Raw genomic sequence first — 17,915 nt, 5'->3', positions numbered from 1 at the left:
TACTCACCTATTTGGAGGAGACGCGGTGACCGACACAGCGCGGGCCGGGACCTGCCCGGCGGCCACATTCGACGATCTGCTGGCACTACGGGAAGATGTGGTTCGCTGCCCCTACGGCGCGTACGAGACGCAGCGCACCACCGCGCCCGTCGCCTACAGTGAACGACTCGGCGGCTGGGTGGTCACTCGGCACAACGACATCCTGGCGGTCCTGCGAGACACCGAGAAGTTCTCCAATCGACTGGCGAGCGGGCCGAGTTCGGTGTCCGGCCTGGCTCAGAAGATCGTCGAGGACGACCGGCTGCCCGAACGCACGCGCAAGGCCGCGGCCCGGCGGATGGAACTGAGTAAATCGCGCATTCTGCTGTTCGCCGACCCGCCGTTGCACAAGCGGCAGCGTTCCCTGGTCAATGCCGGTTTCACACCCAAGCGGGTGGCCGAACTCGACGGGACGGTCGAGGAGCTCGCGAGCGGGCTCATCAGCGGCTTCCCGAGCGACGGACCGGTGGATATCGTCCCGGCGTTCACCCATCCCATTCCGATGACGATCATCGCGCGGATGCTCGGCGTCCCGACCTCGAAGCTGAGCGTGTTCAAGAGCTGGTCCGACGCGTTCACCCGCGGCGTCGGCGCCCTCGATCACGACAACGACGCGATCATCGAGATGTTCGATCGCGTCGACGAGTTCTACGACTATTTCACCGAAGAGCTGAACAAGCGGCGGGAGAATCCCGTCGACGATCTGCTCAGCGACCTGCTCGCCGCACGCCTCGACGGCGAGGAGCCGTTGAGCGAGGCCGAACTGCTGCAGATGCTGGTGCAATTCCTCGTCGCCGGCAACGAGACCACCACGAACCTGCTGACCTCCTGCGTATGGAAGCTCGCCACCGAACCTGAACTGCAACAACAGCTTCGGGACGACCCCGACGCGATCGCGAACTTCGTCGACGAGGTGCTGCGGCTCGAATCACCGGTGCAGGGCATCTGGCGGGTCGCGGTCACCGATGTCGAGATCGGCGGAACCACGGTCCCTGCGGACAGCCTGATCTATCTGGTCACCGGGTCGGCCAATCGCGATCCCGAGGTCTACAACGAGCCGGACGAGTTGGATGTCGAGCAGACCCGCGCGCGCCATTTGTCCTTCGGCCGAGGCGAACACGCGTGTCTGGGCATGAATCTCGCCAAGCTCGAGGCGAAGGTGGCGCTGGGCCTTCTGCTCGAGCGCTGCCCGAATATCACCCTGGCCCAATCGGACGACGACCTCGTGTTCCACCGCAGTTTCGTACTGCACGGCATGGGCTCGCTGCTCGTCTCGGTCGCATGACGCACGCATAGCGTCGGAGCATCACGAAAGGCAGGTGGGCCGGACGTCCGGCCACCTGCCTTTTGCTGGAACTTGTTGCGAGAGAGGTAAACTCAGCGACGCGGTCCGGTATACGCGTCACGCTCCCACGACAGCCGGCCACGCAACTGGCGGGTGACGAACGCTCGCGCGGCCACCCGAACCGGCGAGTTCTCGTCGAGTTCGGCGGCCACCAACTCCGCCAGCCGTGCCTCCAGCGCCGTGACGTCGGCGCGGGCTTCGTCGATTGCGGGCCAGCGCGGCGCGGGTGAATCCGGGACCTGCTCACCGAGTTCGCGCAGCACGTCGCGCAGATCCGCGGACTCGCGGACCAAGGCCGGCAACTCGTCGCGCAGCCGCACGTCGAGCTGCCGCAGCATCTGCGCCGCCGTCCGGCACAGGCTGGCCGCGTACTCGTCGGCGACCGCGGGTTCGATCTCGTGCTCCAACGCCCCGATCACGGCGGCGATGAGCGTGTGCGGGTCGGGTGGGTTACTCATCGCGCTCCTCGCATCGGCGCCTCATGCCACCAGCTCGGTGAGCAGGTTTCCGGTGTAATCGGCCGCCAGCCGCAGTTCGCTGCGGAAGGCCACCTCCGTGGCGGTCCACACGAATCGCAGCGGCGGGACCTCGTGCCGGCGAACCACCCATGCGGCGTGCTGGGTGTACACGTGTTGCAGGAGGGCCATGACGTCGCGGTAGTAGTCCACCCTGTCCATGGTCACCGTGCTCCCGGTCAGGTCGCGATAGAACTCCAGCGCCTCCGGCATGCCCCAGACTCGGCGGCCGTCCACCACCACGTCGGCGACGAGTTCCTGGCATTGTGCGAAGTCGTAGGCCGGGTCACCGATCGCCGCCAGTTCCCAGTCGCTCATGGCGACGATCCGCCCGTCGCGCCAGACCTCCTCGCCGTGTCCGTTGGTCCCCTTGCAGAAAACCAGCGCGTCGAGATCACGCGGGGCTCGCGCCCGCAACGACGCCACGGCCTCGGCCGCGGGAACGCTCGGCGCGCCCTGATACCGACGCAGCTGGTCGAGCAGATCGTCGACGAGCATCTCCGCCGCCCGTGCGGGCGTGTCCGGGGCACGCAGAATCCGGTCCAATCCCCGCGCCCGCCAGTCCACCGCATGCACCTTCGCCAGTTGCGTGATGTGTTCCCGGGCAAGGGCGATCCGGCGGTCGGCGACCTCGGCGGGGGCCTGTGCCAGTTCGGGCAGCCGCCAGTCACCGGTCACGCATTCGCGAAGGTAGGCGGGCCGCCCATCGGGCATCCAGCTCGGGTCGTCCTCCCACCACAACGCGCGCGCATGCGGAACATCCGTGCCGGCGAGGGCCGCGTAGACGGCATACTCGGTCTCCAGCGAGGTCGGGATGACGCTGCCGACCTCATGGTCGCGCCGGACCATCAACGCGTGCTCACCCGACCGGTCGGCGACCGAGACCGACCAGGTCTGGCGGGAAACCCCGCGCGACATCGGTCGCACCTCGCGTACCGACAGCGACGACGCGTCGAGATCGAGCGCCGCCGCTCGATGCGCCAGCCATCGAGCCACGAAGTCGTTGTCCGTCAACATGATCGGAAATCCGGTCGACGCTTCTCGAAGAAGGCTTTGGCACCTTCACGCGACTCCTTGGAGCGGAACGCCAGCGATTGGCCGAGCACCTCGGCCTCGATCGCGTCGCCGAACGAGCGCTCGAACGAGGCGTTGAGCTGACCCTTGATCACCGACAGCGCCCGCCTGGGGCCATCGGCCAGGCGATTGGCCCAGTCATCGGTCAGCTGATCGAGATCCGCATCCGGTACGCATCGGTTCACCAGCCCCATCTCAGCGGCCTCGGGTGCGGTGACGCGGGAGGCGAGGAACATGATCTCCTTGGCTCGGCCGAGGCCGACCAGCCGCGGCACCAGCCAGGAGCCGCCGCCGTCGATCGACAATCCGCGCTCGGCGAAGATCTCGCCGAATACGGCGACGTCGGAGGCCAGTACCAGGTCGGCGCACAGCGCCAGGTTGGCGCCGTAGCCGACGGCCCCACCCCGGACCTTGGCGATCACCGGCAACGGCAGGTCGTGGATCAGCGTGCACAACCGCCCGACCCGCCGCATGAAGGTGACTTCGTCAGGCTCGATGCGTTCGGACAGGTCCATGCCCGAGCAGAACGACGATCCCGCGCCGGTGACGACCACGACCCGGCAGGAGTCGTCCGCCCCGATCTTCTCCAGGGCGGCGATACCCTGGTCGACCATCGCCTTGTTCAGCCCGTTCTTGCGCTCCGGTCGATTCCAGGTGATCGTCGCGACGCCCGCCGCGTCGACCTCGGTGATCACCACTGCCGTGTCACCCATGAGCGGCCTCCCGCAGCAACGTGGTCGCGAAACGGTTCCGGTGTGCAGCGGGCGAGCCGAAGAGCTGCTCCAGCGTCTTGGCACGCCGGAAGTACAGGTGCGCATCGTGTTCCCAGGTGAAACCGATGCCGCCGAGAATGTGCAGCGACTCGTCGGACACGAGGACCGCCGCGTCACCGCACCGGGCCTCGGCGGCACTCGCCGCGACCCCGAGCGCACGGGCGGTCACCTCGGCGGGGTCGCTCAGATACGCGTCGGCCGCCGCGACCGCGACGTCGTAGCTGGACCGAGCCAGTTCCACCGCCATGAGCAGGTCCACCAGCTGATGTTTGATCGCCTGGAACTGTCCGATCGGACGATCGAATTGGACACGTTCCTTCGCCCACGCGACCGCCGCGTCGTGGCATCGCTGCGCGATGCCGACCTGTTCGGCGGCGACGAGAACCATGAACACGTCGAGCGCGGCCTGCAGGTCCACACCGCTGCCCAACACCGTGGCCGGAGCGTTGTCCAGCTCGATCGAGGCCAATCCTCTGGTCAGATCGAGGCCGGTCATCGGCGTCCGGCGCACCGCGGGGTTCGCGGCGTCGACCGAGACGACCACCTCGGCCTCACCGCCTCGCGCGGGCACGAGAATCACATCGGCGTCCGCGCCGTCCAGCACGAATTCGGCACGGCCGCTGATCGTTACGTCCGAACCCACCGCGGTGCCATCCACCGCGAGGACCGGCACGACGGAATGCGACGCGGGGTCGGGCCACGCCACCGTGGCGCAGATCGACTCCCCTGCCAGGCGCTGCAGCAGCGCCGAGGACGCGTCGGTCCCCGTGAGGCGCAGCAGTACGCTCGCCCCGCCCAGTGAGGACAAGGCGGGTACCGCGGCCAGTGTGTGTGCGAGCTGCTCGATGACGAGCGCCAGCTCGGCCACTCCGGCGCCCGCACCACCGTCCTGCTCGGGAACCAGCAGGGCGGCCAGACCCATCTGCTCGGTCAGCACCTTCCACAACCGCACGTCACGAGTCGGTTTACCGTGGTCGTCGAGGAATTCGCGGGGGCCCGACGACGCCGCGTCGCGAACCGCCGCGGCCAGCGCATCGCGCTCCTGCGCATCGATACCCATGACGGCTCCTCCTATTTCGTGCGCGCGCGACGCGCTACCGGCGACGAGCCTTCGCGCGTCGGCAAGGCGACGGTGGCGGTACCGGGCATGACGTCGGCGCCGCGCTGGTTGCGGGCGAACGTGGTCAGCTCGACGACATGTTCGCCGGTCTCGGTCACCGACTTACCGGTCACCTCACCACCCATGGTCACCACGTCGGACAGGTAAACGAAACCCCGGTACTGCGAACTGCAGTCCACGATCCAGCCCGCGTCGCCGCACCAGTGCGTCAGCAGCTGGATCTGCCAGCACTGCCGCTGGAAGCCCACGTCGTACTGGAAGGCGACGCCCATCGCGTTCGCCGCGGCCTTGTTGTAGTGCACCGCGTAGATCGGTTCGCTCGATCCCATCACCGGATCGCGGAACGACCAGGCCGGGTGGGTCCGGTAGTCCGCCAACGCCGCTGCATGGGCCTTCAGTCGAGGAATCGGGGTCCCTCCCCCGGCGATGAACGCGACCTCGTCGGTGAGACCGATAGGTCCCTTGGTCAGGGACTGGATCGACTCGCCGACCTGGACGTCCTCCCAGAACCGCGGTTCCGCCCCGCGAGGCTGCTCCGAGAGCACCCGCTCCTCGACCTCCTGGATCTGCTGCTCGGTCCAGGGGTGCGGCAGGGTCAATTCCGGCTTGCCCGCATCCTTGGACCGGGACTTCGCGGACCCGCGTTCGAAATTGACCACCTGCCAATCGATCTCGGCGACCAACTCGCCGTGCTGATTGCGATAGCTGTTGACGAAATGGTCGGTGACCATCTGTCCGGCGAACTTGCTCGGGCGCGGGCCGGTGAATCCGTCGTAACGGCACGTGGCGCTGATCTTGTCGCCCCAATAGACGGGCTTGTGGAAGTGCGCCTGCGTGGCATTGTGAAAGGCGCCCAGGCCCGGCCAGCCGAACTGGATTCCGGAGAAGCAGCCGATCACGAAGGACGGCGGCGCCACCGGAGCGCCGTAATCGGAGCCGGTGGCCTGGTCGGCATCCGACCACAGGGTGTTGATATCGCCGACGCCACCGGCGAACTTGGTGACCGCGATCCGGGTGGCTTCCTCGTTGTTCACCGAGTGATCGATGCGCAGATCGACGCCGGCCCGAGCCTTCATCGAGGCGATCATCTCTTCGGTGATCACCGCCTCGGGCATCTTGGCCTCGGTGGTCTTGTCGGCGGTGGTCACTTCGAGGCCTTCCCGGGGTTCGCGGTCCAGGTGTTACCGCCCGACGGGGCGCCGGCTTCGGCGACGGCCTTTTCCAGCCCGTCCAGGGTCCACCGGCCCTCGGTCATCAGCTTCCATTCCGGATCCTTGGTCCACGGCTGAATCCGCTGCACGCGAGAGCCGCCGACGAGGAAGACCTCACCGGTGAGCGAGCAGTTCGGCGAAAGCAGGAAACCTACGAAGGGTGAGACGTTCGCCGGATCGAATCGATCGAACGCGCCCTCCTTGCCGCTGAGGGCATCGCCGAACGCTCCCTCGGTCAGCCGGGTTCGCGCCTGCGGCAGGATCGCGTTGACGCGCACGCCGTACCGCTGCAACTCCTTGCCGGCCACCTGCGTGAGCGAGGCGATGCCCGCCTTCGCCGCGGCGTAGTTCGCTTGCCCCGGATTTCCGAAAACACCCGATTCACTACTGGTGTTGACCACCGAGCCGGACAGCTCGTTACCGGCCTTGCTCTGTTCGCGCCAGTACCGGCCGACCTCGCGGGTCATCAGGAAGGTCCCCCGCAGGTTCACCCGAACAACCAGATCCCAATCTTCGGCGTCGAGGTTGACCAGCACACGGTCCCGCAGGATTCCCGCGTTGTTGACCAGGCCGTGAATGCCGCCGAAGGTATCGATCGCGGTGGTGACGATGCGTGTGACGCCCGCGGCGTCGGCCACGTCGTCGCCGTTGGCGACGGCCTTGCCGCCCGCGGCCGTGATCTCGTCGACGACATCCTGGGCCGGCCCGGCCGCGGCGCCGCTGCCGTCCTGCGCACCGCCGAGGTCGTTGACGACCACGTTGGCGCCCTCCTGGGCGAACAACAGCGCGTGTTCGCGGCCGATACCGCGGCCCGCGCCGGTCACGATGATTGTCCTACCGTCCAGATGTCCCATCGGATTCTCTTCCTGTTCTCTCGTTGTCGGATCCCGCCGGAGCGGGTGAGGTGTGCGGCGGCCTCAGCGCCCCGCCCTCATGCTTTCGATTTGTCTTTCGGCAGGCCGAGGAAGCGCTCGGCGACCGTGTTGCGATGGATCTCGTCGGTGCCGCCACCGATGCGCATGCCGGGAACACTCAGCACGAATTCCGACCATGCGTAGGACTGCGGGCGACCGGTGTCGGCCACCAGCTTCGGCCCGAGGACCAGGCTCACCAGATCGCTGAGCGCGCGCAGGTTCTCGGTCAACGCCAGCTTGCCCAGCGACATCTCGGGGCCCGGGACACCGTTGGCCTTCAGCTTGGCGTCGGCGCGGGCCCGCATCGCCTTGGCCGCGGTGACCCCGGAGTACACGCGGGCGTACGCCTGCACGACCGCCGGGTCCTCATGTCTGCCGAGATCGGCGACCCACGCGGCCAGATCGGCCATCCGGAACAGTCCGCTGCCGCCGCTGGACGAGCCGCCGATCGCGCCGCGCTCGTGCATGAGCATGGCGATGGCGACCGACCAGCCCTGTCCGATCTCACCGAGCCGGCACGTGTCGGGCACCCGGACCTCGGTGAGGAAGACCTCGTTGAAATCGGCTTCGCCGGTGATCTGGCGCAGCGGGCGGACCTCGACGCCGGGTGCGTGCATATCCACCGCGAACGCGGTCAGGTTGCGGTGCCGGGGACCGTCGGATGTGCGGGTCAGGACGATGCCGACATCGGAGTAATGCGCACCCGAGGTCCACACCTTCTGTCCCGAGAGGATCCAATCGCCGTTCCCGGACTCCTGTTGCGCCTTGGTGCGCACGGCCGCGAGATCCGAACCGGCGGCGGGCTCGCTGAACAGCTGGCACCCGACCACGTCCGCGCGGCGTAGCCCGCGCAGCCATCGCGATTTGGCGTCGTCCGATCCGAACTGGGCCAACGTCGGGGCCACCATGCCCAGACTGACCGAGAGCGGTCCCTTGGACGGGATGGAATATCCGCGTTCGGTTGCGGCAAAAGCCTTTTCGTACCGCGCGGACAGTCCCGCACCGCCGTACTCGACGGGCCCGGTGATCCACCCGTAGCCCGCGTCGAACGCCGCCCGCTGATACTCGATCGCCGCGTCGATCTCTTCCCGCGTCGAACCGGAGAAGAGCGCGTAGCGCGATTTCCCTTCGCTGGGCCGCGCACGCTCACGATCCGCCGAGACGGATTCCAGAAACACCCGTGCGCCGGCCACGAACTCCTCGAGGGTCGGAGTCACCGGACCACCCACCTTAAATAGTCTAGTAGTCGACTTTCCAAGTATAGAATATCTACCACACGATAACCAGGATGTGCTAGCCCACCTGGCGTCTCGTCGAGAGGCCGGTGACATGACGAAGCCCGGCTCCTCCTGACTGACGCTGGACGAGCCGGGCTGGTCTTGCGGCGCTCAGACCGCTGTCAGCAGCGTGCGATACGCGGCGCGGGCGGCCTCGTCGTCCGGCCGTTCGTCCAGATGTACGCGGAGCCTTCGCAGAACTTCCACCGCGAGACCGGCGAGCTGATCGTAATGGCGTTGGTACGACTCGAAGTTCGCGACAGACGGACGCCCCGGCACCGAAACGCCGTCGATGCATTCGCCTGCGGCTCCCAGACAGCGAGCAAGCTCATCCGAACGGGAAGCCAACGTGAAACCGGCGTCGTCCCAGTCGATCTGGGCCAGAACGGCACGGATCTCGGCGAGCCGCGAACGCGCGTGCTCGCTGGTGAGTTCCGGTGCGATGGTCTCGGCCAGAATCGCGCGAATCCCGGCGACGACCTCCGAAGGGGACGGTCTCATGTGGAACTCCCGTCCGTCGCGGTGGTCGCATCGAGCAGTCCGGTTTCTCGCAACGCGAGTTTCTCCACCTGATCGGCCGGCGCGGCCGGGCGGTCGGTGGCGCCCTCGCAGAACGCCCGAACTCCGGTCAGGGCGATGACCGCGAGCCGAAATGTGGACATCACCTGCCAGAAATGCAGCCGTTCGGGCTCGACGGCCAGGCCGGACGCCGCGGACCAGGTGCGCAGGAAATCGTCGAGTTCCCAGCGCCCGGACACGAAATGCTCACGGCGATACACCGAACACGTGTACCACCCGAGGTCGTCGTGCGGATCCCCGAGATGCGCGAGTTCCCAATCGAGCAGCGCCGATACCCGGCCCGCGTCGACCAGGACATTGGCCGGGCGGAAATCTCCGTGTACCAGTCGGCACGGCACAGGTGCGGGAAGGTGGCGCGAGAGCCAGGCGATCACTTCGCGCAGACCCGGGTGCGGTTCGAGTTCCACGCGGTCCAGTTCGGACACCCAGCGATCGAGCTCCGCCCGCGCCGGGTCGGCGGGCGCCGATAGGACCGCCCGCAAGTCCAACGACTCGATGTCCAAGCCGTGCACGCGCGCGATCAAGGTCGGCAGCGCCGCGGCGAGTTCGAGGCGTGCCCGTTCGCCGAGACCCAGCGGATCGGTATCGCGCAGCACACCGCGATGAGCGCGACCGGGCAGCCGGTCGACGATCATGGCTCCGCGGCCCAGCCTGCGCCCGTCGTCGAGGGCGTAGACCCGGGCGACCGGGAGATCGGTCTTCCCGAGCGCCCGCAACAACGCGAACTCCACGTCGCGCGGGGTGTCGACGACACCGGTCGCGGGCTCGCGTCGCATCAGCATCGGCAGCAGAACCGGACCTTCCGGCCCGTCGATCGTCGCGTCGAAGGCCCAGTTCTCCTGGGAGCTGCCGCCGCCGAGCCTGTTCGGCTCGCTGACTTCGCGCACACCGAGCTCGGCGATCATGCCGAGCAGCGCGGTACGTAGTTCGCTCATCCCGGCTCAGCCCTTGTTCGGCCGGCTCGGTGGCAGCGCCTCTTCGTAGCGGCCGTACCCGGGCAACACCATGTATTCGACGATTCCGTAGCCGACCTGTCCCTCGCACCGCACCTCGACGAGATGATCGGAACCGGCCTTCGCGTAGCGATAGAACGTGTCGCGATCGGTGAGATCCCACTGGTCGTGCTCCGCGGTGAGATCACCGCGCCACTGGCCCTGCTTCCATCCGTTCCAGCCCTCGTAGCCACCGCCGCGCAGATGCGCCCGGCCCGGCTTCGCGGCGAGTTCCAGAACGATCCGGTCCCCGCCGTGCAGCAGCAGCGACACCGTCCCGCCGACGAGTGTCGGTGCGGCAGCGCCCTTTTCCCACTCGAGATCATGGTCGACACCGATGATGGCCGGAGTGTCAGGGTTCCCGCGCAGTGCGCCCACCACCCCTGCCGACAAATGCACCGGCCGTCCCGGCTCGGACTCCTGCACATAGAGGTGCACGCCGAAGTCGGGCAGTTGCAGGGGCGCGAACAGCAGCATCCGCCATTCGGGCCGCTCCCCCGGCGGCTGCCCCTCGGCACGGGGAAGCGGTCGCGTTCCCCACGAATGATCGCGTTCGGCCCACCAGCGTTCGGGAGTCACCTCGATCGTCGCGCCGCCGGGTGTGCGAATCCAGCCTGATCCCCGACCGTGCTGGACGTAACGGATGGCGTCGTATGTCGTTCGCGCTCGGCTGATCTGAAAGAACTTGCCCTCCAGCAGGGGTTCGAAGGCCGCGTCGAAGCTCACATCGAAGCCGAGCCCGGAATCGTTGTCGGCCAACGCGAATCGCAATTGCCGTAAGGGTTCGCGAACCTCGCAGGTGAACGGCCCGACTCGCATGTCATGGCTGTCCGGCAGCAGCGTTCTCGACAACCGGACGTTGGTCTGCGTGCCCTGATGCGAGAAACAGGCGAACGCCTCCATCACGTCCTGGTTCGGATATCGCCCCAGCCCGAGGGTCAAGACGGTGTCGCCACTCTCGGTGTCCTGGAAGCTCACCCAGTACCGCTCGCGCCAGGAGGGGTCGCTGGTGTCGACCATCGCGTGCGTCAGCGCGGTCTGGTGGGTGAAATATTCGTCGGCGGCGCTCAGGTGCATGCTCATCCTTCCCTCAGCGACTCGAGGAGAGCGGCTTTGATCGACTTCTTGTCCAATTTCTCGCCCGCGAGGGTCGGCAGCGCGGAATCGCTGATCTGCCACACCGCCGGCACCTCGAAATAGGCGAGCGTGCCCTTGCAGTACGCCCGCAACTCCTCCGCGTCCACGGGTTCACCGGCTCGATAGGTGACCGCCGCGGCCAGTTCCTCGCCGAGGTCCTCGTGCGGCAAGCCCACGACGGCCGCTTCGACCACGGACGGGTGCGCGAGCAGTGCCTGTTCGACGTGCGCGCAGGCGATGTTCTCGCCGCCGCGGATGACGATGTCCTTGCTGCGGCCGTCCAGGTACAGGTAGCCCGCTTCATCGAGATGACCCAGGTCACCGGTGTGCAACCAGCCGTCGGCGTCCACCGTGCCATCATCGAGTGCGAGGTAGCCGAGCATGATCGTGGGCGCACGGACCAGGACTTCTCCCGAGCCGGTGTCGTCCGGCTCGCCGATGCGCAGTTCGACCACGGGGTACGGGCGGCCCACGGTGCCGGGCCTGGCCTCGAGGTCGGCGTTGCCCGCGACGGTCATGAATCCACCGGTCTCGGTCATGCCCCAGGTATTGGCCAGACCGCGCTTCTCGAGCTGGGGAAGTTTCGCGGTCAGCCGTCGCAGCAGGGTCCGGGGAAGTGGTGCGCCGCCGAGCGGGAAGGACCGCAGACTCGACAGATCGTACGAATCGAACTTCGGATGTTCGAGCACTCGCACGGCCATGGTCGGCACGCCGCCCCACGCGCCCACCCGTTCGGTCTCGATCAGCCGCAGGATCTCGGTGGCGTCGAACCGTCCGACGGTCAGGACCAACCGCCCGCCGACGATCAAGTTGGTCAGCGCGTTGGCGATACCGCCGATATGGAATAGCGGGGTGCACACCAGGCCGGCCGTCTGCGGCACGGCCGGGTCCAGGTTCTGCGGCAGCCGGCGCGATCGCACGAGCAGATTCTGCTGGTTGGCGATGACGGACCGGACCGACAATTCGACCGCTTTGGGGGATCCGGAGCTGCCCGAGGTGAACAGGATGAGCGCCGGATCATCGAGGCCGACGGTCTCTGGTGGCACCGTCCGCGCCCCCGGGTCTTCCAGGAATTCCGCGAGTGAGCTGATCGGCAGTACATGCTCGGCGCCGCCTGCCAGTTCGGGCGAAATGAGGTCGGGCCCGTCGCTCAGCACCAGCGTCGGCGACGTGAGGGTCAGGCCGTGTTCGATTTCGTGGCTGCTCCACCATCGGTTCGCATAGACGGGGACCGCGCCGAGCCACCAGAGCGCCCAGGTCGCAAGGACGAATTCCGGGCAGTTGTAGCAGTGCAGCACGACCCGGTCACCACGAACGACACCGGCGTCGGCCAGCCGTTCCGCGGCGGCGGGAATGGCCGCCCGGAACGCCGGGTGCGAAATCCGGCGTTCGCCCTGCACGATGTAGTCGCGGCCGTCCCAGCTGCGGGCGGACAGCAGCATCGCCGGAAGCGAGACGGGCGAGGGCTCGTACAGCAGCCCGGGATGCCCGGCATAGCTGCCCTCGACAACCCTGTCACCCCAGATCGGTGCATCGGTCTCGTTCACGCGCCCGTCCATCGTCCCTCTCGTTTCTCCTTGAACGCCTCGACCGCTTCGACCGCGTCCGCGCTGCGGTTCGACAACGCCTCCAAATAGAAGCCGGTATCGAGAACCTGTTCGGTGCCACTGGCCAGCACCCGGTTCAGGGCGCGCTTGGTCAGCTGTGTCGCGATGGGTGGAATCCGCGATACGCGCCGGGCCAGGTCGAACGCGAGATCGCGCACCGCATCGGCGTCATCCGCCAGATCCGTGACCAGGCCGAGGTCGAACGCCTCCTGCCCCGACAGCGCCTCGCCCCACAGGAGTTTGCGTTTCGCGCGCATCAGTCCGGCGCTCAGCGGCCACGTCACACACCCGCCGTCGCCGGCCACCAGGCCCATGTGCACATGCGGGTCCGACAGCTTCACCGCCGGGGTCGTGACCACCGCGTCCGAGGTGAAGATCAGGCTGGTCGCGACGCCGAAGCTGCTGCCGTGGACCGCGGTGACCAGGGGCTTCGGGAAGTCGGCGAAGGCACGGAAGAGCCTGCGCCCGTCGTCGACCCCGCGGATGAGAACGTTGAGATCGGCGTGACCGTCGAGGATGGTCTGCATGTCACCGCCGGCCGAGAAGTGCTTTCCGGTCGAGGTCCACACCACGGCGCGGACCTCGGTGTCACGAGCCAGCTCCACGAGCACCCCGGGGAGCTCGTCGACGAGCTGGTTGTCGAAGGCGTTCAGGGTCTCCGGCCTGCTCAAGCGCAGTTCGGCGACGTGCTCGTCGGTGGTGACTTCCACCGTCCGATAGCTCATGGTTTCCTCTCTCGCGATCGCTCGGTTCGACAGTCAGACACGCTCGATGATCGTCGCGGTCGCCATACCACCGCCGGTACACATCGTGACCATTCCGGTGCTCAGGTCGCGACGCTCGAGTTCATCGATCAGAGTCTGGAAGAGCATCGCTCCGGTAGCACCGATCGGGTGTCCCAGAGCGATGGCTCCACCATTGACGTTGACCCGATCGGGATCGAGCGCCAAGTCCTTGATCACCTTCAGCGGCACCGCCGCGAACGCCTCGTTGATCTCCCAGAGATCAATATCAGCCGCCGTCATACCAGCCTTGGCCAGGCACAGTTCGGCGGCGGGGCCGGGTGCGGTGAGCATGATGACCGGTTCCGCGCCCCGCACCGCACCGGTCACGATCTTCGCGCGCGGGCTCAGCCCGTGCGCACGGGCGTACGAGTCGGAGGCGACGGCGACCGCGGCGGCGCCGTCCACCACACCGGAGGAGTTTCCCGCATGGTGGACATGCTGGATCGCTCCTGCTTCCGGATAGGTGTCACGGCACATCTCGTCGTAGGACCTGCCGTCCGAGCGCGGCTTGGCGCCGGAGCGCTCGAACGAGGCGGGCAATTGCCCCAGGGATTCCACCGTCGTCCCCGGACGCGGGTGCTCGTCGCGGTCCAGCAGCACCGCACCGGATTCGGAGCGAACCGGCACGATGCTGCGATCGAACCGTCCCTCCTTCATCGCCGCCGCCGCGCGATCCTGGCTCCGCACCGCGAACCGGTCGACGGCCTCCCGGTCGAACCCTTCGAGGGTCGCGATCAGATCGGCCGCGACACCTTGCGGGACAAGGGGATATCTGGCACGCAGCAGTGGATTGCCCGCATCGAGAGGCTGTCCGTAGCTGTGGCGCGACATGGACTCGACACCGCCCGCGACGACGAGGTCCTGCCATCCGGCGAGCACGCCGGTCGCCGCCGCCATCACCGCCTGCTGACCGCCTCCGCAGAATCGGTTCAGCGTCAGACCGGGGACGGTCACCGGCCACCCGGCGGTCAGGACCGCCGACCGGGCGATGTCGTTGGCGTGGTCGCCGGCGTGCTCGCCGTTGCCCATCACCACATCGTCGACGTCGGCGGGATCCAGGCCCCGATCGGCCAATGCGCGCAACAGCCCGCCGAGCAGCTCCTGGGGGTGAACGTCGTGCAACGCCCCGGATGCCTTGCCTTTGCCGCGCGGCGTGCGGACACCGTCGATGATCCACGCTTCACGCATGCTGTTCCTCCTGTAGTTTCGAATCCGTATGCTGCCCAACGGCTTCCGCCTGTCCGAGGGCGGCCAGCGAATCGCTGATCGAACCGGCGCGCAGGGCAGCTCCGAGTTCGGCGTGCAGATCTGCTTGTCCACCGAGCAGCGGCTCGAGTGTCAGTGCCCGGCGCAGATAGCGATGAAAGTCGTGTTCCCAGGTGAAGCCCATACCCCCGAGCAACTGCTGGCACACCGCACGTGCGGTCTTGGTGCACCGCACCGCGGCGGCCTTGGCCAGTGCCGCACTGTCGGGCCCGCCGTCCTCCCAGGCGGCCTCCGCGGCGAGCTGCGCGACCGCTCGCCACAGGTGCACATCGGCGAGCTGGTGCTTCACGGCCTGAAACGAACCGAGCGACTGACCGAACTGGTGACGACCGCGCACATGCTCGACCGTCATCGTCTCCATCGCCGTCCCGACGGCGACGAGCTCGTAGGCCAGGGCTCGGCGTCCAGCGGCGAGCATCCGCTGCCAGACCTGTCCGGGATCCTCGCCGAGCGCGTCGGCGTCCAGCACAGTGTGGACGGGCATCGTCCCGCGAATCCGCACCCAGCCCGCGGTGGGGTCGATCGGATTTCCCTCGGCGACCCCGACCTGCCCACCGACCGCGAAGAGCAGTTCACCCTGCGGGTCGACGCAGGGCACCAGCAACGGGCCCTCGCCGGTCTGAGCCACACCGTCGCAGTTCACGGTGTCGCGACGGTCGTAACGACCGCTCGGACGATGACCGCCCAACGCGGGCAGAACGACATGAGTACGAGGGGGCAGGCCCTCGATCCCGGCGGCACGCAACAGGACCCGGTCCAGAGCCGAGCCGGTCGTGAGCAGCTCGCCACACAACGGGAACAGGGTGCTCACCGCAACCCGCGGCTCGTCGTCGAGCAGCTCATCCCAGCCGAAGCCGGTGAGCACCTCATCGGCATCCGCGGGGGCGCAGGTCAATGCCTGGCGCAGGCTGTCGGCCACCTGGGCGACGTCGGCGGCGTCCATATCGTCACACTCCTCAACAGTCAGCGTGGCAGGCCGAGCAACCGCTCGGCGATGATGTTTCGTTGGATCTCGGCCGCCCCGCCGTAGATGGAGGAGGCTCGGCTGTAGAGGTAGTCGTTACGCCAGCTCTCGGCCGCCTCGCCGCCGCCCAGGACGATGTCGCTGCCCAGGCCGGTGAGCGCCACGTCGAAAAGGAACTTCTCGGCCGTCGACATGGCGAGCTTGTCCAGCGACGTCGTGGAACCGACCGGCTCGCCATCCGACAGCGCGTGTACGGTGCGGCGCGAGAGCAGGCGAAGCGCCATCAGCAACTCGAACGCCTCACCGACCACGGCATCGCCCGCCACCTGCTCCGGGGCAGTCGCCAGATCGGTCAACCGTGACCGCAACCAGATCTGTCGCTGCCACGCCGCGGCGCCTCGCTCCCCCGCGAGAACGTGCATGGCCACCGCCCAGCCGCCGTCGACGACGCCGAGCAGCCTGTCCTCGGGGACGAACACGTCGTCGAAGTACAGCGAGCAGAACTCGTCGTCGCCGTTCATGCTCCGCAACGGACTGACCTCGATACCGGCGGTATCCATATCGAGCAGGAAAGCCGAGATCCCCCGGTGCGCCGAACCGGCAGCACCCGTGCGCGCCAGCAGCACGCACCGATCCGCGAACTGCGCCCAGCTCGTCCAGATCTTCTCCCCGGATATCCGCCAGCCACCCTCCGCGGCAACAGCTTTGAGCCGCAACGCGGCGAGATCACTGCCGGCGCCCGGCTCGGAGAAACCCTGGCACCAGGTCTCCTCGCCGCGCAGCAGCCGGGGCAATACCTCGGCCGCGAGTTCCGGGCGGGCGAACTCGGCGACGGCGGGTCCGAGGACCTCCTGGGTGGCGAACGAGAACGGCGGCGGGTAACCCGCTCGCGCGAGTTCCTCGCTCACGACACTGCGCAGAATCGGCCGGCCGCCCAGACCGCCGATCGCTTCGGGCCAACCGAGCCGAATCCAGCCCGCGTCGTAGAGCATGCGCTGCAGCAGCCCCAAGCGGTCGAATATCTCGGTGACATCGCCACCGGACTCACGAAACTGCTCGAGGTCGGCGCGGTTCGCCGCCAGCCACGCGCGGAAGCCGTCCCGGGCCTCGGCGACGGTCGCGGGCACGGTAATCGTCGATGTCGGGGTAGTCACGGCACGAATACCTCTCCCTGCAGCACATCGGCTGGTTCCGAGCGGGCAGGTTCGGATGGGACCTCCCAATCCGCCAGTACCTGTGCGGTGTCCTCACCCGGGAGTCGCGGCGCGGTCGGCAGGCCGGCGGGGGTCCGGCTGAACCGCGGCGCGGGCGCGGGCTGGGGGATACCGGCGACATCGACGAATCCCGCACGCGCGCGGGTATGTTCGGCGTCGGCGACTTCCCAGGGGGCCAGCACCGGCGACACGCAGGCATCCAGTTCGGCGAAGACGTCCGCCCATTCGGCCCTGGTTCGGGTCGCGAAGATCTCGGTGAACCGAGCGCGCAATACGTCCCACCCCGACCGATCCATCTGGCCGGGCAGATCGGCATCGGTATCGAGGCCGAGGCCGATCAGCAACTCGCGGTAGAACCGGCGCTCCAGCGCACCGACAGCCATGTGGCCGCCATCGGCGGTGGCATAGGTGTCGTAGAAGGGCGCACCGCTGTCGAGGAGATTGGTGCCACGAACATCGGACCAGTGGCCATCGGCCCGAATGCCGTGCACGAACGCCGTCAACAGCGCGGTGCCGTCCACCATGGCCGCGTCGACCACCTGGCCCTGCCCGGAGACCTCGCGTTCATAAAGGGCCGCAAGCACTCCCACCGCCAGCAGCATGCCGCCACCGCCGAAATCCCCGACCAGGTTCAACGGCGGCAGGGGTCGCTCACCGGCACGCCCGATCGGCTCCAGCGCTCCCGCGACGGCGATGTAATTGATGTCGTGCCCGGCCCTCGCCGAGAGCGGGCCTTCCTGGCCGTAACCGGTCATCCGCGCGTAGATCAGGCCGGGGTTGGCCGCGAGCAGATCATCGGGCCCCAATCCCAGTCGTTCCATCACCCCTGGCCGGAAACCCTCCACGAGAACATCGGCGCGTGCGGCCAAGGTGTGCACCAGAGCGACGCCCTCCTCCGACTTCAAATCCGCAGTGACAGAACGGCGACCGCGAGCGAGTGGCGTCTTCGGACGCCTCGGGTCGCGGCCGGGACGCGGCGCGCGATCGACCGTCACCACGTCCGCTCCGAGATCGGCGAAGACCATGCACCCGAACGGGGCCGGCGCGGTACTGGCGATTTCCAGCACGCGCACACCTTCCAGTGGGCCCGCCATCAGAACTCC

General features: G+C 67.8%; 17 protein-coding genes. 1 reads left to right on the top strand and 16 read right to left on the bottom strand.

The window, feature by feature from the left end; translation table 11 throughout:
* Positions 1-25 precede the first annotated feature (25 nt).
* On the top strand, positions 26-1,324 hold the full coding sequence (locus JZ791_RS01485; RefSeq protein WP_216892268.1) for a cytochrome P450: 1,299 nt from the start codon (positions 26-28) through the stop codon (positions 1,322-1,324).
* Positions 1,325-1,416: 92 nt separating this feature from the next.
* On the opposite strand, the gene JZ791_RS01480 is transcribed toward JZ791_RS01485, so the two are convergent.
* The 16 genes from JZ791_RS01480 to JZ791_RS01405 form a co-directional block, all read right to left on the bottom strand.
* Positions 1,417-1,842, bottom strand: a complete 426-nt coding sequence (locus JZ791_RS01480; RefSeq protein WP_216892267.1) for a hypothetical protein — start codon at positions 1,840-1,842, stop codon at positions 1,417-1,419.
* 21 nt (positions 1,843-1,863) lie between these two features.
* On the bottom strand, positions 1,864-2,916 hold the full coding sequence (locus JZ791_RS01475; protein WP_216892266.1) for a phosphotransferase family protein: 1,053 nt from the start codon (positions 2,914-2,916) through the stop codon (positions 1,864-1,866).
* Positions 2,910-3,686 (bottom strand): enoyl-CoA hydratase/isomerase family protein, encoded by a 777-nt coding sequence (locus tag JZ791_RS01470; RefSeq protein WP_216892265.1) that lies wholly within the window; start codon positions 3,684-3,686, stop codon positions 2,910-2,912. Before JZ791_RS01470 ends, JZ791_RS01475 begins: the two co-directional genes overlap by 7 nt.
* On the bottom strand, positions 3,679-4,806 hold the full coding sequence (locus JZ791_RS01465; protein WP_216892264.1) for an acyl-CoA dehydrogenase family protein: 1,128 nt from the start codon (positions 4,804-4,806) through the stop codon (positions 3,679-3,681). Before JZ791_RS01465 ends, JZ791_RS01470 begins: the two co-directional genes overlap by 8 nt.
* Before the next feature lie 11 nt (positions 4,807-4,817).
* Positions 4,818-6,014, bottom strand: a complete 1,197-nt coding sequence (locus tag JZ791_RS01460; RefSeq protein WP_308162707.1) for an FAS1-like dehydratase domain-containing protein — start codon at positions 6,012-6,014, stop codon at positions 4,818-4,820.
* Positions 6,011-6,931 carry an SDR family oxidoreductase gene (locus JZ791_RS01455; RefSeq protein WP_216892263.1) on the bottom strand — a complete coding sequence of 307 codons (921 nt, stop codon included), beginning with the start codon at positions 6,929-6,931 and terminating at the stop codon, positions 6,011-6,013. The genes JZ791_RS01460 and JZ791_RS01455 overlap by 4 nt, the downstream gene beginning before the upstream one ends.
* Positions 6,932-7,008: 77 nt before the next feature.
* The gene (locus tag JZ791_RS01450) at positions 7,009-8,208 is read right to left on the bottom strand and encodes an acyl-CoA dehydrogenase family protein (RefSeq protein ID WP_308162706.1); all 1,200 of its coding nucleotides are present in this window, start codon (positions 8,206-8,208) and stop codon (positions 7,009-7,011) included.
* 171 nt (positions 8,209-8,379) lie between these two features.
* The gene (locus JZ791_RS01445; RefSeq protein ID WP_216892261.1) at positions 8,380-8,769 is read right to left on the bottom strand and encodes a hypothetical protein; all 390 of its coding nucleotides are present in this window, start codon (positions 8,767-8,769) and stop codon (positions 8,380-8,382) included.
* A complete protein-coding gene (locus JZ791_RS01440; RefSeq protein ID WP_216892260.1) occupies positions 8,766-9,782 on the bottom strand; it encodes a phosphotransferase family protein in 1,017 nt (338 codons plus the stop codon). The genes JZ791_RS01445 and JZ791_RS01440 overlap by 4 nt, the downstream gene beginning before the upstream one ends.
* Before the next feature lie 6 nt (positions 9,783-9,788).
* A complete protein-coding gene (locus JZ791_RS01435) occupies positions 9,789-10,916 on the bottom strand; it encodes an Rv3169 family protein (RefSeq protein WP_216892259.1) in 1,128 nt (375 codons plus the stop codon).
* A 2-nt stretch (positions 10,917-10,918) separates the two neighbouring features.
* Positions 10,919-12,523, bottom strand: coding sequence for a class I adenylate-forming enzyme family protein (locus JZ791_RS01430; RefSeq protein ID WP_308162705.1), 1,605 nt, complete (start codon positions 12,521-12,523; stop codon positions 10,919-10,921).
* Positions 12,520-13,308 (bottom strand): enoyl-CoA hydratase/isomerase family protein, encoded by a 789-nt coding sequence (locus tag JZ791_RS01425; RefSeq protein WP_216892257.1) that lies wholly within the window; start codon positions 13,306-13,308, stop codon positions 12,520-12,522. The genes JZ791_RS01430 and JZ791_RS01425 overlap by 4 nt, the downstream gene beginning before the upstream one ends.
* 33 nt (positions 13,309-13,341) lie before the next feature.
* On the bottom strand, positions 13,342-14,556 hold the full coding sequence (locus JZ791_RS01420) for an acetyl-CoA C-acetyltransferase (protein ID WP_216892256.1): 1,215 nt from the start codon (positions 14,554-14,556) through the stop codon (positions 13,342-13,344).
* A complete protein-coding gene (locus JZ791_RS01415; protein ID WP_216892255.1) occupies positions 14,549-15,577 on the bottom strand; it encodes an acyl-CoA dehydrogenase family protein in 1,029 nt (342 codons plus the stop codon). The genes JZ791_RS01420 and JZ791_RS01415 overlap by 8 nt, the downstream gene beginning before the upstream one ends.
* Before the next feature lie 20 nt (positions 15,578-15,597).
* Positions 15,598-16,752, bottom strand: a complete 1,155-nt coding sequence (locus tag JZ791_RS01410; RefSeq protein ID WP_216892254.1) for an acyl-CoA dehydrogenase family protein — start codon at positions 16,750-16,752, stop codon at positions 15,598-15,600.
* Positions 16,749-17,906, bottom strand: coding sequence for a CaiB/BaiF CoA transferase family protein (locus JZ791_RS01405; protein WP_216892253.1), 1,158 nt, complete (start codon positions 17,904-17,906; stop codon positions 16,749-16,751). Before JZ791_RS01405 ends, JZ791_RS01410 begins: the two co-directional genes overlap by 4 nt.
* Positions 17,907-17,915 lie beyond the last annotated feature (9 nt).

The sequence above is a fragment of the Nocardia alni genome, assembly GCF_019038435.1.
In the GTDB taxonomy this organism is placed as follows: Bacteria; Actinomycetota; Actinomycetes; order Mycobacteriales; family Mycobacteriaceae; genus Nocardia; species Nocardia alni.
The sequence above is the reverse complement of the archived record's forward strand: the minus strand, read 5'-3'. Positions and strand labels throughout refer to the sequence as shown.

Coding starts and splice junctions, on each gene's coding strand:
- JZ791_RS01420 (WP_216892256.1), bottom strand. CDS start 14,556: ATGCGTGAAGCGTGGATCATCGACGGTGTCCGCACGCCGCGCGGCAAA.
- JZ791_RS01480 (WP_216892267.1), bottom strand. CDS start 1,842: ATGAGTAACCCACCCGACCCGCACACGCTCATCGCCGCCGTGATCGGG.
- JZ791_RS01405 (WP_216892253.1), bottom strand. CDS start 17,906: ATGGCGGGCCCACTGGAAGGTGTGCGCGTGCTGGAAATCGCCAGTACC.
- JZ791_RS01465 (WP_216892264.1), bottom strand. CDS start 4,806: ATGGGTATCGATGCGCAGGAGCGCGATGCGCTGGCCGCGGCGGTTCGC.
- JZ791_RS01415 (WP_216892255.1), bottom strand. CDS start 15,577: ATGGACGCCGCCGACGTCGCCCAGGTGGCCGACAGCCTGCGCCAGGCA.
- JZ791_RS01470 (WP_216892265.1), bottom strand. CDS start 3,686: ATGGGTGACACGGCAGTGGTGATCACCGAGGTCGACGCGGCGGGCGTC.
- JZ791_RS01435 (WP_216892259.1), bottom strand. CDS start 10,916: ATGCACCTGAGCGCCGCCGACGAATATTTCACCCACCAGACCGCGCTG.
- JZ791_RS01475 (WP_216892266.1), bottom strand. CDS start 2,916: ATGTTGACGGACAACGACTTCGTGGCTCGATGGCTGGCGCATCGAGCG.
- JZ791_RS01445 (WP_216892261.1), bottom strand. CDS start 8,769: ATGAGACCGTCCCCTTCGGAGGTCGTCGCCGGGATTCGCGCGATTCTG.
- JZ791_RS01455 (WP_216892263.1), bottom strand. CDS start 6,931: ATGGGACATCTGGACGGTAGGACAATCATCGTGACCGGCGCGGGCCGC.
- JZ791_RS01425 (WP_216892257.1), bottom strand. CDS start 13,308: ATGAGCTATCGGACGGTGGAAGTCACCACCGACGAGCACGTCGCCGAA.
- JZ791_RS01440 (WP_216892260.1), bottom strand. CDS start 9,782: ATGAGCGAACTACGTACCGCGCTGCTCGGCATGATCGCCGAGCTCGGT.